This is a genomic window from Dickeya sp. Secpp 1600 (genome assembly GCF_003049805.1).
Lineage (GTDB): Bacteria > Pseudomonadota > Gammaproteobacteria > Enterobacterales > Enterobacteriaceae > Dickeya > Dickeya fangzhongdai.
Window position 1 is genome coordinate 671,902 of record NZ_CP023484.1, and the last position, 21,786, is coordinate 693,687.

The following is a 21,786-nucleotide window of genomic DNA, read 5'->3' on the forward strand; positions in this document are numbered from 1 at the left end:
AGTATTCAGACCCGCTTTATAGGGGAGTTACCTCTCCTGGCGGGTAGTCGCGGGTAAGCCGCAAGAATTAGCGATGCCTCACCAGGTGGTGGGGATAAATAACAGGTACGACTATGTACGAAGCTCTTCTGGTAATTTTCCTGATTGTGGCGATTGGCCTGGTTGGTCTTATCATGCTGCAACAAGGTAAAGGTGCTGATATGGGAGCGTCGTTCGGAGCAGGGGCTTCCGCTACCTTGTTTGGTTCGAGCGGATCCGGCAATTTTATGACCCGAATGACGGCGCTGTTTGCCACGCTGTTTTTCGTACTCAGCCTGATTCTGGGGAACATGAGTTCCGACCACAGCAAGAAAGGCAGCGAGTGGGAAAACCTGAGTCAGCCAGCTGCGCCCGAAAAAGCAGAGCAGTCAAAAGCACCGACTGCACCGTCAAGCGATATTCCTAAATAATCGCGGGCGTTTCATCGGCGGGTAAACGCCGCTGATGATAAAAAGCAATTGTGATGCCGAGGTGGTGGAATTGGTAGACACGCTACCTTGAGGTGGTAGTGCCCGATTGGGCTTACGGGTTCAAGTCCCGTCCTCGGTACCAATCCTATAGATAACTTGCATTTTTGCGGTTGTCAGCGTAGTATTTGCCACGTTTTCGGACGCGGGGTGGAGCAGCTTGGTAGCTCGTCGGGCTCATAACCCGAAGGTCGTCGGTTCAAATCCGGCCCCCGCAACCACTTAACTTCCCAGAAAAGTTTTTTTTCAAATAAACTGTATTGCATCAAGCGCATTATCTACGGTGAATTCTGAAAGAATACTTGATGGTAGTTATGCCGCAGTAGTTTGCGGTAAATAGGGTCCAGTTGCACAAAGCCCCGATATATCGGGGTTTTTTGTTATCTGACAGCAGAATTACTGGGCTATTAAGCCCTTTTTTTATGTCTTGGGGGTGGGCTTGTCCACATTAGAACAAAAGTTAACAGAGATGATTTCGGCACCTGTTGAAGCCCTGGGCTATGAGCTGGTAGGCATTGAGTTCATTCGGGGACGCCAGTCGACACTGCGAATCTATATTGATAGTGAAGATGGCATCACTGTTGATGATTGTGCTGATGTTAGCCACCAGGTCAGTGCGGTACTGGATGTTGAGGATCCCATATCCGTTGCCTATAACCTGGAAGTGTCGTCGCCGGGCCTGGAACGGCCGCTCTTTACCGCTGCGCATTACGAGCGTTTCGCGGGTGAAGAAGTTAGCCTGGTGCTGCGCATGGCGGTGCAGAATCGCCGTAAGTGGCAGGGCATCATCAAATCCGTTGAAGGCGAGATGATCACCGTAACAGTGGAAGGCAAAGATGAAGTGTTCGCGCTGAGCAATATCCAGAAGGCGAACCTGGTACCCCACTTTTAAAGTTTGGATGAGGCAACTAGGATGAATAAAGAGATTCTGGCTGTTGTTGAAGCGGTTTCCAATGAAAAAGCCGTGCCGCGTGAAAAGATTTTTGAAGCGCTGGAGACTGCACTGGCGACAGCGACCAAGAAAAAATACGAGCAGGAAATTGATGTTCGTGTCTGTATCGATCGCAAAACCGGCGATTTCGATACCTTCCGTCGTTGGCAGGTCGTGAACGAAGTCACCCAGCCGACACGCGAAATCACCCTGGAAGCGGCGCAATTTGAAGAGCCAAGCGTGGAACTGGGTGGCTACATCGAAGATCAGATCGAATCCGTAACTTTCGACCGCATCACCACTCAGACCGCCAAGCAGGTTATCGTGCAGAAAGTGCGCGAAGCCGAGCGCGCCATGGTGGTTGACCAGTTCCGTGAACAGGAAGGCGAGATCGTCACCGGCGTGGTCAAAAAAGTTAACCGCGATAACATCACGCTGGATTTGGGCAGCAATGCTGAAGCTGTGATCGGCCGTGAAGACATGCTGCCGCGTGAGAACTTCCGCCCGGGAGACCGTATTCGCGGCGTCCTGTATGCCGTTCGTCCGGAAGCGCGTGGGGCACAGCTGTTTGTGAGCCGTTCCCGCCCTGAAATGCTGATTGAATTGTTCCGTATCGAAGTGCCGGAAATCGGCGAAGAAGTTATTGAGATCAAAGCTGCAGCCCGTGATCCGGGTTCCCGCGCCAAGATCGCGGTCAAAACCAACGACAAGCGTATTGATCCGGTCGGTGCATGCGTGGGGATGCGCGGCGCGCGCGTTCAGGCGGTATCCAGCGAACTGGGCGGCGAGCGTATCGATATCGTTCTGTGGGACGATAATCCGGCGCAGTTTGTCATTAACGCCATGGCGCCGGCCGATGTGGCGTCCATTGTAGTTGATGAAGACAAACACACTATGGACATCGCGGTTGAAGCCGGCAATCTGGCGCAGGCTATCGGTCGCAACGGTCAGAACGTTCGTCTGGCTTCTCAACTGAGCGGTTGGGAACTGAACGTGATGACGATTGAAGATCTGCAGGCGAAACACCAGGCAGAGGCTCATGCCGCCATCGATATTTTCACCAAGCACCTGGATATTGACGAAGAATTCGCGACGGCGCTGGTTGAAGAAGGCTTCTCTTCGCTGGAAGAACTGGCTTATGTGCCAATCCATGAGCTGCAGGAGATCGATGGTCTGGATGAAGAAACCATCGAAGCTCTGCGCGAACGGGCAAAAGCGGCGCTGACCACGCTGGCTCTGGCGAATGAAGAAAACCGCGGCAGTGGTCAGCCAGCGGAAGATTTGCTCAATTTATCTGGTCTGTCCCGCGAGCTGGCGTTTAAACTGGCCGCGCGCGGTGTTTGCACGCTGGAAGATCTTGCTGAGCAGGGCGTCGACGACCTGGCAGATATTGAAGGGCTTGATGAAACACAAGCCGGCGAGCTGATTATGGCTGCACGTAATATCTGTTGGTTTGGTGGCAGTAACGAATAACGAACTGTAGCAGGAAAGGAACAGCATGACAGATGTAACCCTAAAATCACTGGCCGCAGAGATCCAGACGCCGGTTGACCGCCTGATACAGCAGTTTGCTGATGCGGGAATCACCAAGTCTGCATCGGACTCTGTGACTCAGAATGAAAAAGAAACACTGCTGGCGCACCTGAACCGCGACCGCGGCGGCGCGCCGGGAAAATTGACACTGCAGCGTAAAACACGTAGCACTTTAAATATCCCCAGCACCGGTGGTAAGAGTAAATCGGTGCAGATCGAAGTCCGCAAGAAGCGCACCTATGTAAAACGCGATCCTCACGACGAGCAGCAGGCTGCGGCTGAGGAAGAGCAGGCACGGCGTGAAGCGGAAGAACAGGCGCAACGCGCAGCCGAAGATCAAGCCAAACGCGAGGCCGAAGAAAAGGCCAAACGTGAGGAAGAAGAGAAGGCAAAGCGCGCTGTTGCTGAAGAGCAAGCCAAACGTGAGGCCGCTGAAAAAGCTAAGCGTGACGTAGCGGAAAAAGAGAAAGTGAGCAACCAACAAAACGATAGTATGACTAAACCAGCTCAGGCTGAGAAAGCGCGTCGCGAAGCGGAAGCGGCTGAGCTCAAGCGTAAGGCGGAAGAATCGGCTCGTCGTAAGGTCGAGGAAGAAGCTCGTCGTATCGCAGAAGAGGCTCGCCAGATGGCAGAAGAAAATGCCGGACGTTGGGAAAAAGAAGGCGATGAAACCGAAGACGCGGATTACCACGTAACCACCTCCCATCACGCGCGTGAAGCGGAAGATGAGAATGATCGTCAGGTGGAAGGCGATCGTCGCGGTCGCGGTCGCGGCAGCAAGGTTACCAAACAGAAAAAAGGCAGCCGTCTGTCTGAATCGAAGGCCGATCGCGAAGAAGCCCGTGCGGTGACTCGCGGCGGTAAAGGCAAGCGTAAGCCGAGTACCCTGCAGCAGGGCTTCAATAAGCCTGTGCAGGCGGTCAACCGCGACGTGGTGATTGGCGAAACCATTACCGTGGCCGAGCTGGCGAACAAGATGGCCGTCAAAGGTTCTCAGGTCATCAAGGCCATGATGAAACTGGGCGCGATGGCCACCATCAACCAGGTTATCGATCAGGAAACCGCGCAGCTGGTAGCGGAAGAAATGGGTCATAAAGTGATCCTGCGCCGTGAAAACGAGCTGGAAGAAGCGGTAATGAGCGACCGCGATACCGGTTTGTCCTCCGCCGAATCGCGCGCGCCGGTAGTGACCATCATGGGTCACGTTGACCACGGTAAGACCTCGTTGCTGGACTACATCCGCTCCACCAAGGTAGCGGCTGGCGAGGCTGGCGGTATTACCCAGCATATCGGTGCCTATCACGTTGAAACTGACAACGGCATGATTACCTTCCTGGATACGCCGGGGCACGCCGCGTTTACCGCCATGCGTGCGCGTGGCGCACAGGCTACGGATATCGTGGTGCTGGTTGTGGCCGCTGATGACGGTGTGATGCCTCAGACCATCGAAGCTGTTCAGCATGCCAAGGCCGCCAAGGTACCGGTGGTGGTTGCCGTCAACAAAATCGACAAACCGGAAGCCGATCCGGATCGTGTCAAAAACGAACTGTCTCAGTACGGCATCATGCCGGAAGAGTGGGGCGGTGAATCGCAGTTTGTGCATGTATCCGCCAAAAGCGGCGAAGGCATCGATGAACTGCTGGAAGCTATTTTGCTGCAGGCCGAAGTTCTGGAACTGAAAGCCATTCGCAGCGGTATGGCCAGCGGCGTGGTGATCGAATCCTTCCTGGACAAAGGTCGTGGCCCGGTTGCGAGCGTGTTGGTACGTGAAGGTACGCTGAACAAGGGCGACATCGTACTGTGTGGTTTCGAATATGGCCGCGTGCGTGCCATGCGTGACGAACTGGGTCGCGAAATCACCGAAGCGGGTCCGTCCATTCCGGTGGAAATCCTGGGTCTGTCCGGCGTACCGGCGGCCGGTGACGAAGCGACAGTGGTGCGTGACGAGAAGAAAGCTCGTGAAGTGGCGCTTTACCGTCAGGGTAAGTTCCGCGAAGTGAAGCTGGCGCGTCAGCAGAAGTCCAAGCTGGAAAACATGTTCGCCAACATGACCGAGGGCGAAGTTTCCGAGCTGAACATTGTGATGAAAGCCGATGTTCAGGGGTCTGTGGAAGCGATTTCCGATTCGTTGCAGAAACTGTCCACCGACGAAGTCAAAGTCAAGATTGTGGGTTCCGGCGTGGGTGGGATCACCGAGACCGATGCCACCTTGGCCGCGGCCTCCAACGCGATCATCCTTGGCTTTAACGTGCGTGCGGATGCCTCTGCCCGTCGTATCGTCGAAGCGGAAGGCCTGGATCTGCGTTACTACTCCGTCATCTATGACCTGATCGACGAAGTGAAACAGGCGATGAGCGGTATGCTGGCGCCGGAGTACAAGCAGGAAATTATCGGCCTGGCGGAAGTGCGCGATGTGTTCAAGTCACCGAAGTTTGGCGCGATTGCCGGCTGTATGGTGACCGAAGGGGTGGTGAAACGTCACAACCCAATCCGCGTGCTGCGTGACAACGTGGTTATCTTTGAAGGCGAGCTGGAATCCCTGCGCCGCTTCAAAGACGACGTCAACGAAGTCCGTAACGGTATGGAATGTGGTATCGGTGTGAAGAACTACAATGACGTTCGCACTGGCGACGTGATCGAAGTGTTTGAAACCATTGAGATCAAACGCACCATCGACTGATACGTGCAGTAACGTACCTGATGTTTTCATGCTGGGGGGCCGAGTGCCCCCCGATTTTTCTCTGAGGATTCATCATGGCAAAAGAATTCAGCCGCACGCAGCGTGTGGCTCAGGAAATGCAAAAAGAAATCGCCATTATCATTCAGCGTGAAGTGAAAGATCCGCGTGTGGGCATGGCGACGGTATCCGGCGTGGAAGTGTCGCGCGATTTGGCTTACGCCAAAGTGTTTGTGACCTTTCTGAATGACAACGAACCGGAGCAGGTCAAAGCCGGAGTGAAGGCGTTGCAGGATGCGTCCGGTTTTATCCGTATGTTGTTGGGCAAGGCCATGCGTCTGCGCGTAGTGCCGGAACTGACCTTCTCCTATGACAATTCCCTGGTGGAAGGGATGCGGATGTCCAATCTGGTGACCAACGTGGTCAGACGTGATGCGGAACGTCGTACCCCTGCCGCAGATGATGAGCAGGAGGGGTAATGTCGCGTCCTCGTCGCCGCGGCCGGGATATCCACGGCGTTTTGCTGCTGGATAAACCGCAAGGAGCATCGTCCAACGATGTGCTGCAGAAGGTAAAACGCCTCTTTAATGCCAATAAAGCCGGGCATACCGGCGCGCTGGACCCGCTGGCAACCGGCATGTTGCCGATATGTCTGGGTGAGGCGACCAAGTTTTCCCAGTACCTGCTGGATGCCGATAAACGCTACCGGGTGATAGCTCGTCTGGGGCAGCGTACGGATACTTCGGATGCCGACGGCAATGTGATTCAGGAGCGCCCGGTAGCCTTTACCCATGATCTGCTGATGCCGGCGCTGGATAGTTTCCGCGGCGATACCCAACAGGTGCCGTCAATGTATTCCGCGCTGAAATATCAGGGTCGCCCGCTGTACGAATATGCGCGTCAGGGGCTGACCGTGCCGCGTGAAGCGCGTGATATTACTGTGTATGAGTTGCAGTTTATCCGCTGGGAAGGGGATGAGCTGGAACTGGAAATCCATTGTTCCAAGGGAACTTACATCCGCACCATTATTGATGATCTGGGCGAGAAGCTGGGGTGTGGCGCCCATGTGATTTACCTGCGCCGGTTGCAGGTGGCGACTTATCCGATCGAGCGGATGGTGACTCTGGAGCAGTTGCAGGCGTTGCGTGAACAGGCGGAAGCGCAGGAGCAGCCGATCGGCGAATTGCTGGATGTGCTGCTGTTGCCGATGGATACCGCTGTGCAGGCGTTTCCGGAAGTTAATCTGTCGCCGGTGGTGGCGGGCTATCTCAAGCTGGGGCAAGCGGTGCGTGCTGCCGCTACGCCGGCTAATGGTATGGTGCGCATTACCGAGGGTGACGCGCGCCGGTTTATTGGGATGGGGGAAATCGATGACGAAGGTCGGGTCGCGCCGCGTCGTCTGGTAGTAGAAAACCCTGTGCCGACGGATGCCTGAGCGCCTTGCGATTAGATGGCGCTGAGAGTAAAATGACGCGGCTTAAATCCTGGGCGGCTGAATTAGAGATCGGCGCCTGTTCTATCTATAATATTTTGGAGTAAATCATGTCTCTAAGCGTTGAAGCGAAAGCGAAAATTGTTGCGGAATTTGGTCGTGGTACGAATGACAGCGGTTCTACCGAGGTTCAGGTTGCTCTGCTGACTGCTCAGATTAACCATCTGCAGGGTCACTTTGCCGAGCACAAGAAAGATCACCACAGCCGCCGCGGTCTGCTGCGTATGGTTTCTCAGCGTCGTAAGCTGCTGGACTACCTGAAGCGTAAAGATCTGGCACGCTACACCACCCTGATTGAACGTCTGGGTCTGCGTCGCTAATTCGACGAGTTTCAGGAGAAAGGGGCCTCTTTGGGCCCCTTTCTTCTAGGAAGTGCCAGCAAAACAGAGTAATGTATTGCTGTTGTGAATATGATCCGTTATTACAGCGATTCGCGCGGCTAATGAGAGGCTTTATCTGTGGCGTCGGATGAGGACTGTCATTAGTCGCGAGGATGTAATGAGCGGGTCGGGTATTAACTGGTGTGCCGTATCAGGGATATGGCGCGCGCCTCTGGTAAAGGACAGTATTTTGCTTAATCCGATCGTTCGTAAATTCCAGTACGGTCAGCATACCGTGACACTGGAAACCGGCATGATGGCTCGTCAGGCAACTGCCGCCGTGATGGTCAGCATGGATGACACCGCGGTATTCGTGACCGTGGTAGGTGCCAAACAGGCCAAACCGGGTCAGGACTTTTTCCCGCTGACCGTTAACTATCAGGAGCGTACCTACGCTGCTGGCCGCATCCCCGGTGGTTTCTTCCGTCGCGAAGGCCGTCCGAGCGAAGGCGAAACTCTGATTTCCCGTCTGATCGACCGTCCGATTCGTCCGCTGTTCCCGGATGGTTTCGTTAATGAAGTGCAGGTTATCGCCACCGTAGTTTCCGTTAATCCGCAGGTTAACCCGGATATCGTCGCCATGATCGGTGCTTCCGCTGCGCTGAGTCTGTCCGGCATTCCGTTCAACGGCCCGATTGGCGCGGCTCGCGTTGGTTACATCAACGACCAGTATGTGCTGAACCCGACTACCGAAGAACTGAAAACCAGCCGTCTGGATCTGGTGGTTGCCGGTACCGAAGGCGCGGTGCTGATGGTTGAATCCGAAGCGGATCTGCTGAGCGAAGATCAGATGCTGGGCGCGGTAGTGTTCGGTCACGATCAGCAGCAGATTGTTATCGAAAACATCAAGTCGCTGACGGCGGAAGCCGGCAAGCCGAAGTGGAACTGGCAGGCGCCGGAAGTTAATGTCGAACTGCACAACCGTGTGCAGGCGCTGTCTGAAGTCCGTTTGGGCGATGCCTATCGCATCACCGAAAAACAGGAGCGTTACGCTCAGGTTGATACCATCAAATCCGACGTGGTTGCGGCGTTGCTGGCGGAAGATGACACGCTGGACGAGAATGAACTGCGCGATATTCTCGGCAGCATTGAGAAGAATGTGGTGCGTAGCCGTGTCCTGAGCGGCGAACCGCGTATCGACGGTCGTGAAAAAGACATGATCCGTGGTCTGGACGTTCGTACCGGCGTACTGCCGCGTACTCACGGTTCCGCTCTGTTCACCCGTGGTGAAACTCAGGCGCTGGTGACCGCGACGCTGGGTACCGAGCGCGACGCGCAGATTATTGACGAACTGACCGGCGAACGTACCGATCGTTTCCTGCTGCACTACAACTTCCCGCCGTACTCCGTGGGCGAAACCGGTATGGTCGGTTCGCCGAAACGCCGCGAAATCGGCCACGGTCGTCTGGCTAAACGTGGCGTGCTGGCTGTGATGCCGAAACCGGAAGCCTTCCCGTACACCGTGCGTGTGGTATCCGAAATCACTGAGTCCAACGGTTCTTCTTCTATGGCGTCCGTGTGCGGCGCGTCGCTGGCGCTGATGGATGCCGGTGTGCCGATCAAGGCTGCCGTTGCCGGTATCGCGATGGGTCTGGTGAAGGAAGGCGACAACTTCGTGGTTCTGTCTGACATTCTGGGTGACGAAGACCACCTGGGCGACATGGACTTCAAAGTGGCTGGTAGCCGTGAAGGCGTGACCGCGCTGCAGATGGACATCAAAATCGAAGGTATCACCCGCGAAATCATGCAGGTGGCGCTGAATCAGGCCAAGGGTGCGCGTCTGCACATTCTGGGCGTGATGGAACAGGCGATTAGCTCGCCGCGTGGCGATATCTCCGAATTCGCACCGCGTATTCACACCATCAAGATCAGCACCGACAAGATCAAAGATGTGATTGGTAAAGGTGGTTCGGTGATCCGTGCGTTGACCGAAGAAACCGGTACTACCATCGAGATCGAAGATGACGGCACGGTGAAAATCGCATCGACCGACGGCGAAAAAGCGAAACATGCCATTCGTCGTATCGAAGAGATCACGGCTGAAATCGAAGTGGGCCGTATCTATCAGGGCAAAGTGACCCGTATCGTTGACTTTGGCGCATTTGTAGCCATCGGCGGCGGTAAAGAAGGTCTGGTACATATTTCTCAGATCGCCGACAAGCGCGTTGAGAAAGTGACCGACTATCTGCAGATGGGCCAGGAAGTGCCGGTTAAGGTACTGGAAGTGGACCGTCAGGGTCGTATCCGTTTGAGCATAAAAGAAGCAAATGCTCAATCTCAGGAAACTGTTCCGGTTTCCGAGGAAGAATAATAGCGGATAATCGATTGGCAGCTCCTTACGATGTGAAGGAGCTGCGTGTATTATAAGGAACGGATATCCTTATGCTGAGCAGTCGGGGACAGGATGTTCATCCAATGTTTGTCTTCGGGAGTGGGAAATGAAGCCTTTCTTGCGCTGGTGTTATGTTGCGACAGCAATTATGCTGGCAGGATGCAGCAACACGGATTGGCGCAAAGATGCATTGCTGGCGGTACCGTTGCAGCCAACGTTGCAGCAGGAAGTCATCCTGGCGCGCATGGAGCAGATCCTGGCGAGCCGGGCAATTACTCCCGATGAACGAGCACAGCTGTTATATGAGCGCGGAGTGCTGTATGATAGCCTCGGGTTACGGGCGTTGGCGCGAAATGATTTTTCACAAGCGCTTTCCATCCGTCCCGATATGCCGGAAGTATTTAACTATCTCGGCATTTACTTGACGCAGGCAGGCAATTTTGATGCTGCCTATGAAGCGTTTGATTCTGTATTAGAGCTTGATCCAACTTACAATTATGCGCGTTTGAATCGGGGCATCGCTTTGTACTACGGCGGTCGCTACCTGTTGGCGCAGGATGATCTGCTAGCGTTTTATCGCGACGATCCTAATGATCCTTTCCGTTCCCTGTGGCTTTACCTGGTGGAGAGAGAAATCAATCCCGAGAAGGCCAAATCAGCGTTAAAAGAACGCTACGAAGGGGCAAAGAAAGGTGTGTGGGGATGGACGATTGTCGAATTCTACCTGGGCGACATCAACGAAAAAGTGTTGATGCAGCGTGTGCAGGAAGAAGCTAAGGATAACACTTCGCTCGCCGAGCATCTCAGTGAAACTGACTTCTATTTAGGTAAGCACTACCTAAGTCTGGGGGACAAGAACACCGCCGAGGCGTTGTTCAAGCTGACGGTTGCTAACAATGTTCACAACTTTGTTGAGCACCGCTATGCATTGTTGGAATTGGCGCAGTTAGGCCAAGAGCAAGACGACCTATCAGGATCGGACCAGCAATAGCTGACGAACACCTTTCAGCCTGAAATCATGACGATTTCTTCATCGCCTTAACGGGCGAGGCTTTTTTGTTCGCTTTTTAATCCAATTTGAGCCGGTTCACACTTTTCAATGAAAATGATTGAGTATTTTCTCGACAAGTTATGTAGACTGGCCGCCATTTTGAAGTGAGGCAAAGTTTACATGGCAGAGTTTGAAACCTCTTTTGCTAGTCTGGGGCTGTCCGCTCCGATTCTGAATGCACTGTCTGAGATGGGGTACGAAAAGCCGTCCCCGATTCAGGCGGAATGTATTCCTCATCTGCTCAACGGGCGCGACGTACTGGGTATGGCGCAGACCGGGAGCGGCAAGACCGCGGCATTTTCCCTGCCGCTGCTGAACAATATCAAGGCTGACCTGAAAGCGCCGCAGTTGCTGGTGCTGGCGCCGACTCGTGAGTTGGCGGTGCAGGTTGCGGAAGCCTGTAACGAATTTTCCAAACATATGCAGGGCGTCAACGTGGTTGCTCTGTATGGCGGCCAGCGTTATGACGTGCAGTTGCGCGCGCTGCGTCAGGGACCGCAGATTGTCGTCGGTACCCCGGGGCGTCTGCTGGACCACCTGAAACGCGGTACGCTGGATCTGTCCAACCTGAGCGGTCTGGTGCTGGACGAAGCTGACGAAATGCTGCGCATGGGCTTCATCGAAGATGTGGAAAACATCATGGCGCAGATCCCGGCTGAACATCAGACGGCGCTGTTCTCCGCCACCATGCCGGAAGCGATTCGTCGTATCACCCGTCGTTTCATGAACGATCCGCAGGAAGTCCGCATTCAGTCCAGCGTGACCACTCGTCCGGATATCAGCCAGAGCTACTGGACGGTATACGGCATGCGTAAAAATGAAGCGCTGATCCGTTTCCTGGAAGCGGAAGATTTTGATGCGGCGATCATTTTCGTGCGCACCAAGAACGCCACGCTGGAAGTGGCCGAAGCGCTGGAGCGCAGCGGTTACAACAGCGCCGCGCTGAACGGCGACATGAATCAGGCGCTGCGTGAACAAACGCTGGAGCGCCTGAAAGACGGTCGTCTGGATATCCTGATCGCGACCGACGTTGCCGCGCGTGGTCTGGATGTTGATCGTATCAGCCTGGTAGTGAACTACGACATCCCGATGGATTCCGAGTCCTACGTACACCGTATCGGCCGTACCGGTCGTGCTGGCCGTGCCGGACGCGCGCTGCTGTTCGTGGAAAACCGCGAACGCCGCCTGCTGCGCAACATTGAGCGCACCATGAAGCTGACGATTCCGGAAGTGGATCTGCCGAACGCCGAACTGCTGGGTCAGCGCCGTCTGGCGCAGTTTGCCGCTAAAGTACAGCAGCAACTGGAAAGCAGCGATCTGGACATGTACCGTGCGCTGCTCAGCAAGCTGCAACCGCAGGAAGAGCTGGACATCGAAACGCTGGCAGCCGCGCTGCTGAAGATGGCGCAGGGCGAACGTCCGCTGATTCTGCCGCCGGATCCGGTGGTTGAGCGTCGTCCGCGCCGTGAATTCCGCGAACGCGACGAGCGCTTCGAACGTCGTGGCGACCGTAACGATCGTGGCCCGCGTGGCGAGGATCGTCCGGCTCGTCGTGAGCGCCGTGACGTCGGCGAAATGGATCTGTATCGGATCGAAGTGGGTCGCGACGACGGCGTGGAAGTGCGTCATATCGTGGGCGCGATTGCTAACGAAGGCGACATCAGTAGCCGTTACATTGGCAACATCAAACTGTTTGCCTCGCATTCCACCATTGAGCTGCCGAAAGGCATGCCGGGCGATCTGCTGTCGCACTTCACTCGTACGCGTATTCTGAACAAGCCGATGAATATGCAACTGATGGGCGATGCTCAGCCGCATGAACGCCGTGAGCGTCGTGAAGGCGGTGAGCGCGGCGATCGTGGTGGTCGTAGCTTTGGCGAGCGCGCCGGTGCCGGCAATGGCCGCGGTCGTCCGTTCAATGGCGAACGTCGTGAAGGCGGCGAGCGTCGTGGCAGCCGTGACGGTCAGCGTGCGCCGCGCCGTTTCAGCAATGCCTGATAACGTCTGACGTTGATATGAAAAACCAGCCCTCGGGCTGGTTTTTTTATGTCACGGTTTTTATGTGATGGTTTTTATATCACTGAATGCGCGGTTCCCGCACGATTTCCGCTTGCAGCTGTGCCACCAGTTCAAATGAACGCAGCCGCGCCTGATGGTCGAATATCTGGCCGTTAATCATCAGCTCGTCCGCCTGGGTTTCCCGCAACAGGGTTTGCAGGCCGTGACGCACTCTGGCCGGATCGCCGACCACCGCCAGTCGTAAAGTCTGCTCTACAGCAAACTGTTCCGCGGCGGACCAGTGCGCCTCCATCGACGTTACCGGTGCAGGCAACGGTCCCGGCGTGCCGCGTCGCAGGTTGATAAACTGCTGCTGCAACGAGGTGAACAGAAAACGGGCGTCCCGCTCGCTGTCGGCGGCGACCACGTTGACGCACACCATGGCATACGGTTTTTCAAGCTGGGCGGATGGCTGGAAGTTATCCCGATAGCGCTGCAATGCCTGCAGGAGCATGTCCGGCGCGAAATGGGCGGCGAAGGCAAACGGCAATCCCATCGATGCAGCCAACTGTGCGCTGTACAGGCTGGATCCAAGCAACCAGATCGGGACGTTCAGCCCCTGTCCCGGCACCGCCTGCACGGCCTGTCCCGGCTGAGCAGGGGCGAAGTAGCGCTGAAGTTCCTGCACATCACGGGGAAAATCGTCAATATCGGCGTTCAGATGGCGGCGCAACGCCTGCATGGTACGTTGGTCGGTGCCCGGCGCGCGTCCCAGACCCAGTTCAATCCGACCGGGATAGAGTGATTCGAGCGTGCCGAATTGTTCGGCAATCACCAGCGGAGCATGGTTTGGCAGCATGACGCCGCCGGAACCGAGCTTGATACGTTGCGTACCGCCGGCAATGTAACCGATCAGCACCGACGTGGCCGCGCTGGCGATACCGGTCATGTTGTGATGTTCCGCCAGCCAGTAGCGTTGATATCCCCATTTTTCCGCGTGCTGCGCCAGACTCAGAGAATGGCGGAACGCATCGCGGGCTGTGTTGCCTTGCGGGATAGGGGCCAGATCGAGCAGCGAGAAAGGAACGGTAGCTGTCATAAGCGTGACTCATCGGGTTGAGGGGCTGACGGTGCCAGCCCAAATAAACACAAATGAGATGTTACGCGATCTTAACAATTTGCAACGGACGATGCGTGCGCATCGTCCCGACTGATTTAACCGACCAGCTCCAGCCCGGCCACCCGTCGCCAGTAGCCGTTGCAATCCTGCTGGTTTGCCAGCGTCAGCGGCTGTCCGCCGTGCTGGTTGGCGCGAAAATTATCGATCATCGCCAGCGTATCCGGCCCTTGCGGCGACAGGCGCACGATATCCACCAGCCCGTCCATTGACGCCAGATCGTTGCCGAGGTTATAGCAGTAACCGCTCTGGGTCTGGATGCCGTTAAGCACAAATACCTGCTGGTTTTCCTGCGACAGCATCTGGCGCCCCTGCGGGTAATTGATGCAACAGGTTTCGCATTCATCCTTGGGGCGGTTTTCCGAACGGGCGGTAAAGCAGCGGGCGGAATACGCCAGCGGCAGATGACCATAACTCAGCACTTCCACCTCAAACTGATGGCGAAAACCGAGCTCATCGCACTGATTGAGCAGATGTTGCAGCCAGTCCCGCGACAGCTCCACCGGCATACACCAGCGCATCATGCCCTGTTTGTGCAGTAACCGCAGGGTGTAGGCGTTATAACAGTTGAGCGCGTGGCCGGCGACAAACGGCAGGCCGCGCTCCGCCGCCATGTTGACCGCGCCCAGATCGTTGGTTTCCAGCAGGAATTCGCCGTTTTCCACATACCTTTTCAGCTCGGTCAGTTCGGAAGGCGCCTGCAACAGCGACAGTGTGGAGATTACCACCTGCTTGCCGCTGGCTGCGATCGCGCGAGCGAGGTCAAGCCAGTCGCTGACTTTCATGCCCCGGCGCTTGCTGCACACGGTTTCACCCAGATAGATGATATCGGCGCTGCTGGCGGCCGCTGCCTGATAAAACGTTTCAATGTCGGCTTTGGGCCAATAGTAGAGCAGGGCGCCCAGTGAATATTTCATGTTGTGTCGATGTCTCCTGTCTACTGCCACTGGCGATGATAGGCGCCTAGTGTGGTCTGCGTACCTTCGGCGACGGCGCCCAGCGCCTCCATCCACTCGGCGGTAGGGGTGAAATGCGCCGGATCGGCCTTGCAGCGGTCGATCGCCTGCCGCCATACCTGGGTTACCTGGCTGACGTACGCCGGGCTGCGCTGACGGCCTTCGATTTTCACCGAGGCGATATTGGCCGCCATCAGTTCCGGCAGCAGTTCCAGCGTATTCAGGCTGGTGGGTTCCTCCAGCGCGTGATAACGCTGGCCGTCCACCAGATAACGGCCTTTGCACAAGGTCGGGTAGCCGGCGTTTTCATGGTCCTGATAGCGATCGATCAACACATCGTTCAGCCGTGATTCCATGCCGTTTTCCGTTTGCTGCCAGCGCACGAAACGTGCCGGCGAGCAGGCGCCTACGGTGTTGGGCGACTCGCCGGTCAGGTAGGAGGACAGATAGCAGCGCCCTTCAGCCATGATGCACAGGCTGCCGAAGGCGAACACTTCCAGCGGCACCGGGCTGGTGCGCGAAAGCTGTTTGACCTGATGAATGGAGAGCACGCGCGGCAGCACGATACGAGCGACATCGAAGTGGCGCTGATAAAAACGGATGGCTTCCTCGTTGGTGGCGGATGCCTGCACCGACACGTGTCGCTCTACCGTCGGATAGCGCTCGGCGGCATACTCCAGCATCGCCAGATCCGCCAGAATCAGCGCATCGGCGCCGGCGGTCTGCACCGCGGTGTCCACCGCCCGCTGCCAGCGCTGATAGCCGTCCGGGTGGGCGAAGGTATTGATGGCGATATGCAGTTTGCGGCGGTGGCGATGCACGTAGTCGCTGGCGTCCTGCAGTTTTTTGTCGTTGAAATTGAGGCCGGCGAAGTGGCGGGCGTTGGTATCGTCTTTCAGCCCGATGTACACCGCGTCGGCGCCATGGTCGATGGCGGCTTTTAGTGCCGGCAGATTACCGGCGGGGCAAAGCAGTTCCATTCTTACGTCCTTTCATCACGGCCTGACGCAGCGGGCCGGTTTGCAATGAAAAGGAATCTTAGTGAACCCGGCTGCCAGCGACTTTGATTTAAACCAGCATATCGGGGAATTGCTGGCGCTTACCGGTCGTGATTTGGCGCAGAACAGGCTAAATTTAACTCGTCACATTCCAGCGACTTGCCTGCGGGGGTCGCTACGCGATGTTAAAAAACGCGTCTGGCGTTTTTTATTGATGTAGACCCCTGCTGCCGGTTTCCCGTTCTGTGGCAGAATAATGACCATATCGGTTAAGCAGCATCGCTTTATGAGGAGTACGCCAGTGTTGGAAAAACTACGTGCGCAGATTGTGCGTCAAGGGCCACGTTTACTGAGTAAGCCGTTAGCGTTAACGCCTTTCTTCCTGCAACGCCGGGTGCTGGAGCAACTGCTGGGGTGGCAGTTCCGTCAGGCGCTGGAAGAAGGCGAGCTGGATTTTCTTGACGGGCGTTGGTTGCAGATCGAAGTCCGCGATATCGGTTTGCAGTGGTTTGTCACGTTGCGGGATAACCGGCTGGAAATCAGTCACAACGAACTGGCGGATGTAAGCTTCAGCGCCGATGCCAACGATCTGATCCTGATCGCCGCCCGTCGTGAAGATCCGGACACGCTGTTTTTCCAGCGCCGCCTGCGTATTGAAGGGGACACTGAACTGGGGCTGTACGTCAAGAACCTGATGGATGCCATCGAGCTGGAAAGTATGCCCGCGCCGCTGCGCGTTGCGCTGCTGCAACTGGCCGGGTTCGTGGCCGCCGGTTTACAGGAGGGCGCAGAGCAAGCCAGTCCGCACGCGCCAGTGTCATGCTGATTCGTGTTGAAATCCCGGTTGATGCGCCGGGCATCGACGCCTTGCTGCGGCGGTCGTTCTCCAGCGAGGCCGAAGCGGAGCTGGTGCATCAGCTGCGTGAGGACGGCCAGTTGACGCTGGGTATCGTCGCTACCGACGACGAAGGCGGCGTGGTGGGATATGCCGCGTTCAGCCCGGTGACGCTGGGCGGCGAAGACCTGCAGTGGGTAGCGCTGGCGCCGTTGGCCGTAGACGAAAGCCTGCGCCGCCGGGGGATCGGCGAGCAACTGGTGTATGAAGGACTGGATGCGCTCAACGAATTTGGCTACACCGCCGTGGTGGTGCTGGGCGACCCGCATTATTACGCTCGTTTTGGTTTTGTGCCGGCGCAGGAGCAGCAATTGCGCTGTCGCTGGCCGGGCAGCGAACGGGCCTTTCAGGTTTACCCGCTGGCGGACAACCACTTTCAGGGCGCCAGCGGTCTGGTGGAATACGCCGCGCCGTTCAATCGCTTCTGAACAGGGGCATAAAATCGGTAAGCGTCGGAGGCTGGTGCTGCACCAGCCTTTCTTTTTGCATTTTGCTTAGCTGTTTGACGCGATATTCCCATTTCAGCGCGGTGGAACGATCGCCCGCCACGCAGTGATACGCTAGCGTCAGCGGTCCTTTGCCGCGCAACGCGCGCGCTCCTTTCCCGGCCTGATGCTGCGCCAGCCGCCGCGTCACGTCGGTGGTGATGCCGGTATAAAGCAGCCCGCTGTCGGTGCGCAGCAGGTACAGAAACCATGTGGTCTCACTGTTTTTCACGTCATTTCCTTTTCGTGGGTCAGCGCTTATCTTACGGTGATATCTCGATAAAGGCTGCCTGTGCTGCCGTATTCGTCGGTGGCCGATGGTGGAAAAATTTGAGGCTTTTATTTATCAATAAGTTAGCGCTCTTTAACAACATAAAAAAGTTGGTGGAATTTTTCAGGCTTTAAAAGTCATTAAAAAACAAGTATATAGTTTTAGAGTGTTCCCCGCGCCAGCGGGGATAAACCGCTATATTTTTACGACAAAATCCCTTCCAGCGGGTGTTCCCCGCGCCAGCGGGGATAAACCGGTAATAGGCACATCATTACAAGGTGAGGTATCGTGTTCCCCGCGCCAGCGGGGATAAACCGTTCTGAACGTCAGTAGGTTTAATATTTTTATCCGTGTTCCCCGCGCCAGCGGGGATAAACCGCTCATCGCTCAGCTTTTTCCAATGCTCTTCAGGTGTTCCCCGCGCCAGCGGGGATAAACCGAAGAAATCGGGCTGCTATTTGATGCTATGAAAGTGTTCCCCGCGCCAGCGGGGATAAACCGGCGCCGAGGTCGAAAAATGGGAGCCTCAGTATGTGTTCCCCGCGCCAGCGGGGATAAACCGATGGGGAAAACGAATAATGCAGCACGGAACATGTGTTCCCCGCGCCAGCGGGGATAAACCGCTGTGGTCTGATGTCAAGGCTCAATGGGATGCGTGTTCCCCGCGCCAGCGGGGATAAACCGAAATGCTTTCAAGCAGATGCCTATGGATTTGGGTGTTCCCCGCGCCAGCGGGGATAAACCGAACTGGTGGAGCAGCAGAACCAGAAAGCCCAGGTGTTCCCCGCGCCAGCGGGGATAAACCGTTGAGGCCAAATTTACGGCCTACGCAGAGAGCGTGTTCCCCGCGCCAGCGGGGATAAACCGCCGCTAACACTGACCTTACCGCGCAGAAGAATGTGTTCCCCGCGCCAGCGGGGATAAACCGCGTACTTCACCGAGTAAAGCCAGTGCGGCGCAGTGTTCCCCGCGCCAGCGGGGATAAACCGCAGGACAAACACTTCATTATGTCATGGGTCCGGTGTTCCCCGCGCCAGCGGGGATAAACCGAACACACCGTCGGCGCAATCCTTCCGAGTCCGCGTGTTCCCCGCGCCAGCGGGGATAAACCGGGCTTGCGATGGTTATCGAAGCCCTTAGCCATGTGTTCCCCGCGTCAGCGGGGATAAACCGGCTGAACTTGCCGTTGAAAGTGACGGACAGAAGTGTTCCCCGCGCCAGCGGGGATAAACCTCCCTGCCGATACAGGCCGCTGACCGGGTGTACGTGTTCCCCGCGCCAGCGGGGATAAACCGGAGTAAAAACGCAATGAACAACTATGCGTTTGGTGTTCCCCGCGCCAGCGGGGATAAACCGATTGTGATGTGTGGATCGGGCTGTATCGTGACGTGTTCCCCGCGCCAGCGGGGATAAACCGTTAAAGAGTGTTTATTTTGAAACCACTCCTTGGTGTTCCCCGCGCCAGCGGGGATAAACCGAGATTCGTGGATTGGCGTGGATCGTATTGAGAGTGTTCCCCGCGCTAGCGGGGATAAGCCTGCATTATCAGGCTTCATATAATTCGATACAGTGCTTACCTTCTTTGGTGTTACAATATTCACACAAATGATGATTTATGTGCATTTAATTTCTTTTTGATGTGAATAAAATCACATAACAGAGTGCGTTATCAGGGTGAAATGCCCGGAAACGCAATAGTGTGGCTGAGAGCGGGAGTGTTGTATGAGTGATTTGACTGCGGCGGCGCAACGCGCGCTGGGACTGATGGATTTAACCACCCTGAATGATGACGATACCGATGAGAAGGTGATCGCCCTGTGTCGTCAGGCTAACAGCCCGGCGGGAAAAACCGCCGCCATTTGTATCTACCCGCGTTTTGTGCCGCTGGCGCGCAAGGTGCTGCGCGAGCAGGGCACGCCGGATGTCCGCATCGCTACCGTGACCAATTTCCCGCACGGCAACGACGACATTAACATTGCGCTGGCGGAAACCAATGCGGCTATCGCTTACGGCGCCGACGACGTGGACGTGGTGTTCCCCTATCGGGCGCTGATGGCCGGCAACCGTCAGGTCGGTTTCGAGCTGGTGAGCGCCTGTAAGGCGGCCTGTGCCGCGGCGGGCGTGCTGCTGAAAGTAATCATTGAAACCGGCGAGCTGAAAAGCGATGAACTGATTCGCGAAGCCAGCGAAATTGCCATTGATGCCGGGGCGGATTTCATCAAAACCTCGACCGGCAAAGTGGCGGTGAACGCTACGCTGCATTCTGCCGAAGTGATGCTGAGCGTGATCCGCGATAAAGGCGTGGGTGAGCGCGTCGGTTTTAAACCGGCCGGCGGCGTGCGCACAGCGGAAGATGCGGCGCAGTATCTGCAACTTGCCGACGCTATCATGGGCGACGGTTGGGCGGATGCCCGCCATTTCCGATTTGGCGCGTCCGGCTTGCTCGGTAGCCTGTTGACCACGCTGGGCCACGAAGCCGGGCAGGCACGCAGCGGCTACTGATGCGGTTCGCGCCTGACGGGCGCGATACATCGGTACTCATGGATTATGCAGGAGAACGCACCTTGTTTCTGATTCAGGAAATTATCCGCAAAAAACGCGACGGGCATCCGCTCAGCGCGGAGGAAATTCGCTTTTTCATCAACGGTGTGCGCGATAACACCGTGTCGGAAGGGCAGATCGCCGCGCTGGCGATGACCATCTTCTTCCACGATATGAACATGGATGAACGGGTGGCGTTGACGCTGGCGATGCGCGATTCCGGCACGGTGCTGGACTGGTCCGGGCTAAACCTGAACGGTCCGCTGGTGGACAAACACTCGACCGGCGGCGTCGGCGATGTCACGTCGCTGATGCTGGGGCCGATGGTGGCGGCCTGCGGCGGCTATGTGCCGATGATTTCCGGCCGCGGTCTGGGCCACACCGGCGGTACGCTGGACAAGCTGGAGTCGATTCCTGGGCTGGACATCTTCCCGGAGGATGACGTCTTTCGGCAGATCATCCGTCAGGTTGGGGTGGCGATTATCGGGCAGACCAGCTCGCTGGCGCCGGCGGACAAGCGTTTTTACGCCACCCGCGATATCACCGCCACCGTCGATTCCATCCCGCTGATCACCGCCTCGATTCTGGCGAAAAAGCTGGCGGAAGGGCTGGACGCGCTGGTGATGGACGTCAAAGTCGGTTCCGGCGCGTTTATGCCGACCTATGAACAGTCGGAGCAACTGGCGCAGGCGATTGTCGGCGTGGCCAATAATGCCGGCTGCCGCACCAGCGCGCTGTTGACCGACATGAGTCAGGTGCTGGCTTCCAGCGCCGGTAACGCGCTGGAAGTGCGCGAAGCGGTGCGCTTTCTGACCGGCGAGCAGCGTAACCCGCGTCTGTTCGAGGTGACGATGGCGCTGTGCGAATCCATGCTGCTGGCGGGCCACCTGGCGCGCGATGCCGCCGAGGCGCGCGCGAAACTGCAGTCGGTGCTGGACAACGGCCGGGCGGCGGAAGTATTTGGCCGTATGGTGGCGGCCCAGCACGGCCCGACGGATTTTGTCGAACATTACGATCGCTATTTGTCGCCCGCCACGCTCAGCAAACCGGTGTTCGCCGGGCGCGACGGCTTTGTCGGCGCGATGGATGCGCGCGCGTTGGGCATGGTAGTGGTGGCGTTGGGTGGTGGTCGACGTCAGGCCAGTGATATCATTGATCACAGTGTCGGGCTGAGCGACATGGTCAGTCTGGGCGAGCGGGTGGATGCGCAGCGTCCGCTGGCGGTTGTCCACGCCAGAACCGAGTCGGACTGGCAACTGGCCGCGCAGGCGCTGCGCGAGGCGATTCGCCTTGACGATCAACCGCCTGCGCCTTGTCCGCTGATTTATCGTCGTCTGGACGCTACGGACATCTATACCCAAAATAATTCGAGTTGCAGGAAGGCGGCAAGTGAGTGAATCCCGATGAGCTTACTCAGGTAAGTGATTCGGGTGAACGAACGCAGCCAACACACCTGCAACTTGAAGTATGACGGGTATAACCGCACTGTCGCCGCCCGGCCTTACGTACACCGATGCTTTACGTTTTACGTATAAGCTGTGCCTTACGCACGACGCAGGAGAT

19 protein-coding genes, 2 tRNA genes and 1 CRISPR repeat array are annotated in these 21,786 nt (G+C 56.7%); of the genes, 17 read left to right on the forward strand and 4 right to left on the reverse strand.

The genetic code is table 11. From position 1 onward, the window contains the following. Positions 1-113 precede the first annotated feature (113 nt). The 13 genes from secG (at position 114) to CPA59_RS03220 (ending at position 12,900) form a co-directional block, all read left to right on the forward strand. Positions 114-449, forward strand: coding sequence for a preprotein translocase subunit SecG (gene secG, locus CPA59_RS03160; RefSeq protein WP_038662423.1), 336 nt, complete (start codon positions 114-116; stop codon positions 447-449). Between the two features lie 55 nt (positions 450-504). Beyond that, a tRNA-Leu gene (locus CPA59_RS03165) sits at positions 505-591 on the forward strand. A gap of 59 nt (positions 592-650) precedes the next feature. Further along, a tRNA-Met gene (locus CPA59_RS03170) sits at positions 651-727 on the forward strand. Positions 728-945: 218 nt separating this feature from the next. Further along, positions 946-1,398, forward strand: coding sequence for a ribosome maturation factor RimP (gene rimP / locus CPA59_RS03175; RefSeq protein WP_013316320.1), 453 nt, complete (start codon positions 946-948; stop codon positions 1,396-1,398). 21 nt (positions 1,399-1,419) lie between these two features. Further along, on the forward strand, positions 1,420-2,910 hold the full coding sequence (nusA, locus tag CPA59_RS03180) for a transcription termination factor NusA (RefSeq protein WP_038917809.1): 1,491 nt from the start codon (positions 1,420-1,422) through the stop codon (positions 2,908-2,910). Positions 2,911-2,935: 25 nt separating this feature from the next. Next, on the forward strand, positions 2,936-5,650 hold the full coding sequence (gene infB / locus CPA59_RS03185; RefSeq protein ID WP_038917810.1) for a translation initiation factor IF-2: 2,715 nt from the start codon (positions 2,936-2,938) through the stop codon (positions 5,648-5,650). A 74-nt stretch (positions 5,651-5,724) separates the two neighbouring features. Then, positions 5,725-6,126 carry a 30S ribosome-binding factor RbfA gene (rbfA, locus tag CPA59_RS03190; protein ID WP_100848917.1) on the forward strand — a complete coding sequence of 134 codons (402 nt, stop codon included), beginning with the start codon at positions 5,725-5,727 and terminating at the stop codon, positions 6,124-6,126. Then, positions 6,126-7,082 (forward strand): tRNA pseudouridine(55) synthase TruB, encoded by a 957-nt coding sequence (gene truB, locus CPA59_RS03195; RefSeq protein WP_100848918.1) that lies wholly within the window; start codon positions 6,126-6,128, stop codon positions 7,080-7,082. Before rbfA ends, truB begins: the two co-directional genes overlap by 1 nt. Positions 7,083-7,189: 107 nt before the next feature. Next, complete coding sequence (rpsO, locus tag CPA59_RS03200; RefSeq protein WP_012771120.1) at positions 7,190-7,459, forward strand: 30S ribosomal protein S15; 270 nt, start codon at positions 7,190-7,192, stop codon at positions 7,457-7,459. A 250-nt stretch (positions 7,460-7,709) separates the two neighbouring features. Continuing rightward, positions 7,710-9,830, forward strand: a complete 2,121-nt coding sequence (gene pnp, locus CPA59_RS03205) for a polyribonucleotide nucleotidyltransferase (protein WP_049854582.1) — start codon at positions 7,710-7,712, stop codon at positions 9,828-9,830. Between the two features lie 127 nt (positions 9,831-9,957). Further along, positions 9,958-10,842: a lipoprotein NlpI gene (gene nlpI, locus CPA59_RS03210; protein WP_013316326.1), complete on the forward strand. Its 885-nt coding sequence runs from the start codon at positions 9,958-9,960 to the stop codon at positions 10,840-10,842. Between the two features lie 108 nt (positions 10,843-10,950). After that, the gene (yrbN, locus tag CPA59_RS23245) at positions 10,951-11,010 is read left to right on the forward strand and encodes a protein YrbN (protein WP_107760761.1); all 60 of its coding nucleotides are present in this window, start codon (positions 10,951-10,953) and stop codon (positions 11,008-11,010) included. Between the two features lie 12 nt (positions 11,011-11,022). Next, complete coding sequence (locus tag CPA59_RS03220; RefSeq protein ID WP_049854581.1) at positions 11,023-12,900, forward strand: DEAD/DEAH family ATP-dependent RNA helicase; 1,878 nt, start codon at positions 11,023-11,025, stop codon at positions 12,898-12,900. Between the two features lie 79 nt (positions 12,901-12,979). Here CPA59_RS03220 and CPA59_RS03225 read toward each other — a convergent pair whose 3' ends face one another. The 3 genes from CPA59_RS03225 to CPA59_RS03235 all read right to left on the reverse strand — a co-directional run bounded on the left by CPA59_RS03225 (position 12,980) and on the right by CPA59_RS03235 (position 16,013). Beyond that, entirely contained in the window at positions 12,980-13,999 is a 1,020-nt protein-coding gene (locus CPA59_RS03225; protein WP_107758688.1) for a luciferase-like monooxygenase, read from the reverse strand. A gap of 116 nt (positions 14,000-14,115) precedes the next feature. Beyond that, entirely contained in the window at positions 14,116-14,994 is an 879-nt protein-coding gene (locus CPA59_RS03230; RefSeq protein WP_107758689.1) for a U32 family peptidase, read from the reverse strand. Between the two features lie 20 nt (positions 14,995-15,014). Next, the gene (locus CPA59_RS03235) at positions 15,015-16,013 is read right to left on the reverse strand and encodes a peptidase U32 family protein (RefSeq protein ID WP_038917815.1); all 999 of its coding nucleotides are present in this window, start codon (positions 16,011-16,013) and stop codon (positions 15,015-15,017) included. 319 nt (positions 16,014-16,332) lie between these two features. On the opposite strand from CPA59_RS03235, the gene CPA59_RS03240 reads away from it, so the two are divergent. Together CPA59_RS03240 and CPA59_RS03245 are read left to right on the forward strand one after the other, a co-directional pair. Continuing rightward, complete coding sequence (locus CPA59_RS03240) at positions 16,333-16,857, forward strand: SCP2 domain-containing protein (RefSeq protein ID WP_038917817.1); 525 nt, start codon at positions 16,333-16,335, stop codon at positions 16,855-16,857. Continuing rightward, positions 16,851-17,354 carry a GNAT family N-acetyltransferase gene (locus CPA59_RS03245; protein WP_038917818.1) on the forward strand — a complete coding sequence of 168 codons (504 nt, stop codon included), beginning with the start codon at positions 16,851-16,853 and terminating at the stop codon, positions 17,352-17,354. The genes CPA59_RS03240 and CPA59_RS03245 overlap by 7 nt, the downstream gene beginning before the upstream one ends. On the opposite strand, the gene CPA59_RS03250 is transcribed toward CPA59_RS03245, so the two are convergent. After that, positions 17,341-17,643: a GIY-YIG nuclease family protein gene (locus CPA59_RS03250; RefSeq protein ID WP_038917819.1), complete on the reverse strand. Its 303-nt coding sequence runs from the start codon at positions 17,641-17,643 to the stop codon at positions 17,341-17,343. The two genes, CPA59_RS03245 and CPA59_RS03250, sit on opposite strands and share 14 nt — an antisense overlap. A gap of 205 nt (positions 17,644-17,848) precedes the next feature. Then, a CRISPR array of direct repeats spans positions 17,849-19,221; the repeat unit is 29 nt; unit sequence GTGTTCCCCGCGCCAGCGGGGATAAACCG. Between the two features lie 183 nt (positions 19,222-19,404). Here CPA59_RS03250 and deoC point away from each other — a divergent pair. Then, a complete protein-coding gene (gene deoC / locus CPA59_RS03255) occupies positions 19,405-20,184 on the forward strand; it encodes a deoxyribose-phosphate aldolase (RefSeq protein WP_049854576.1) in 780 nt (259 codons plus the stop codon). 62 nt (positions 20,185-20,246) lie between these two features. Then, the gene (gene deoA, locus CPA59_RS03260) at positions 20,247-21,620 is read left to right on the forward strand and encodes a thymidine phosphorylase (protein ID WP_049854655.1); all 1,374 of its coding nucleotides are present in this window, start codon (positions 20,247-20,249) and stop codon (positions 21,618-21,620) included. The last annotated feature ends 166 nt before the right edge of the window (positions 21,621-21,786 follow it).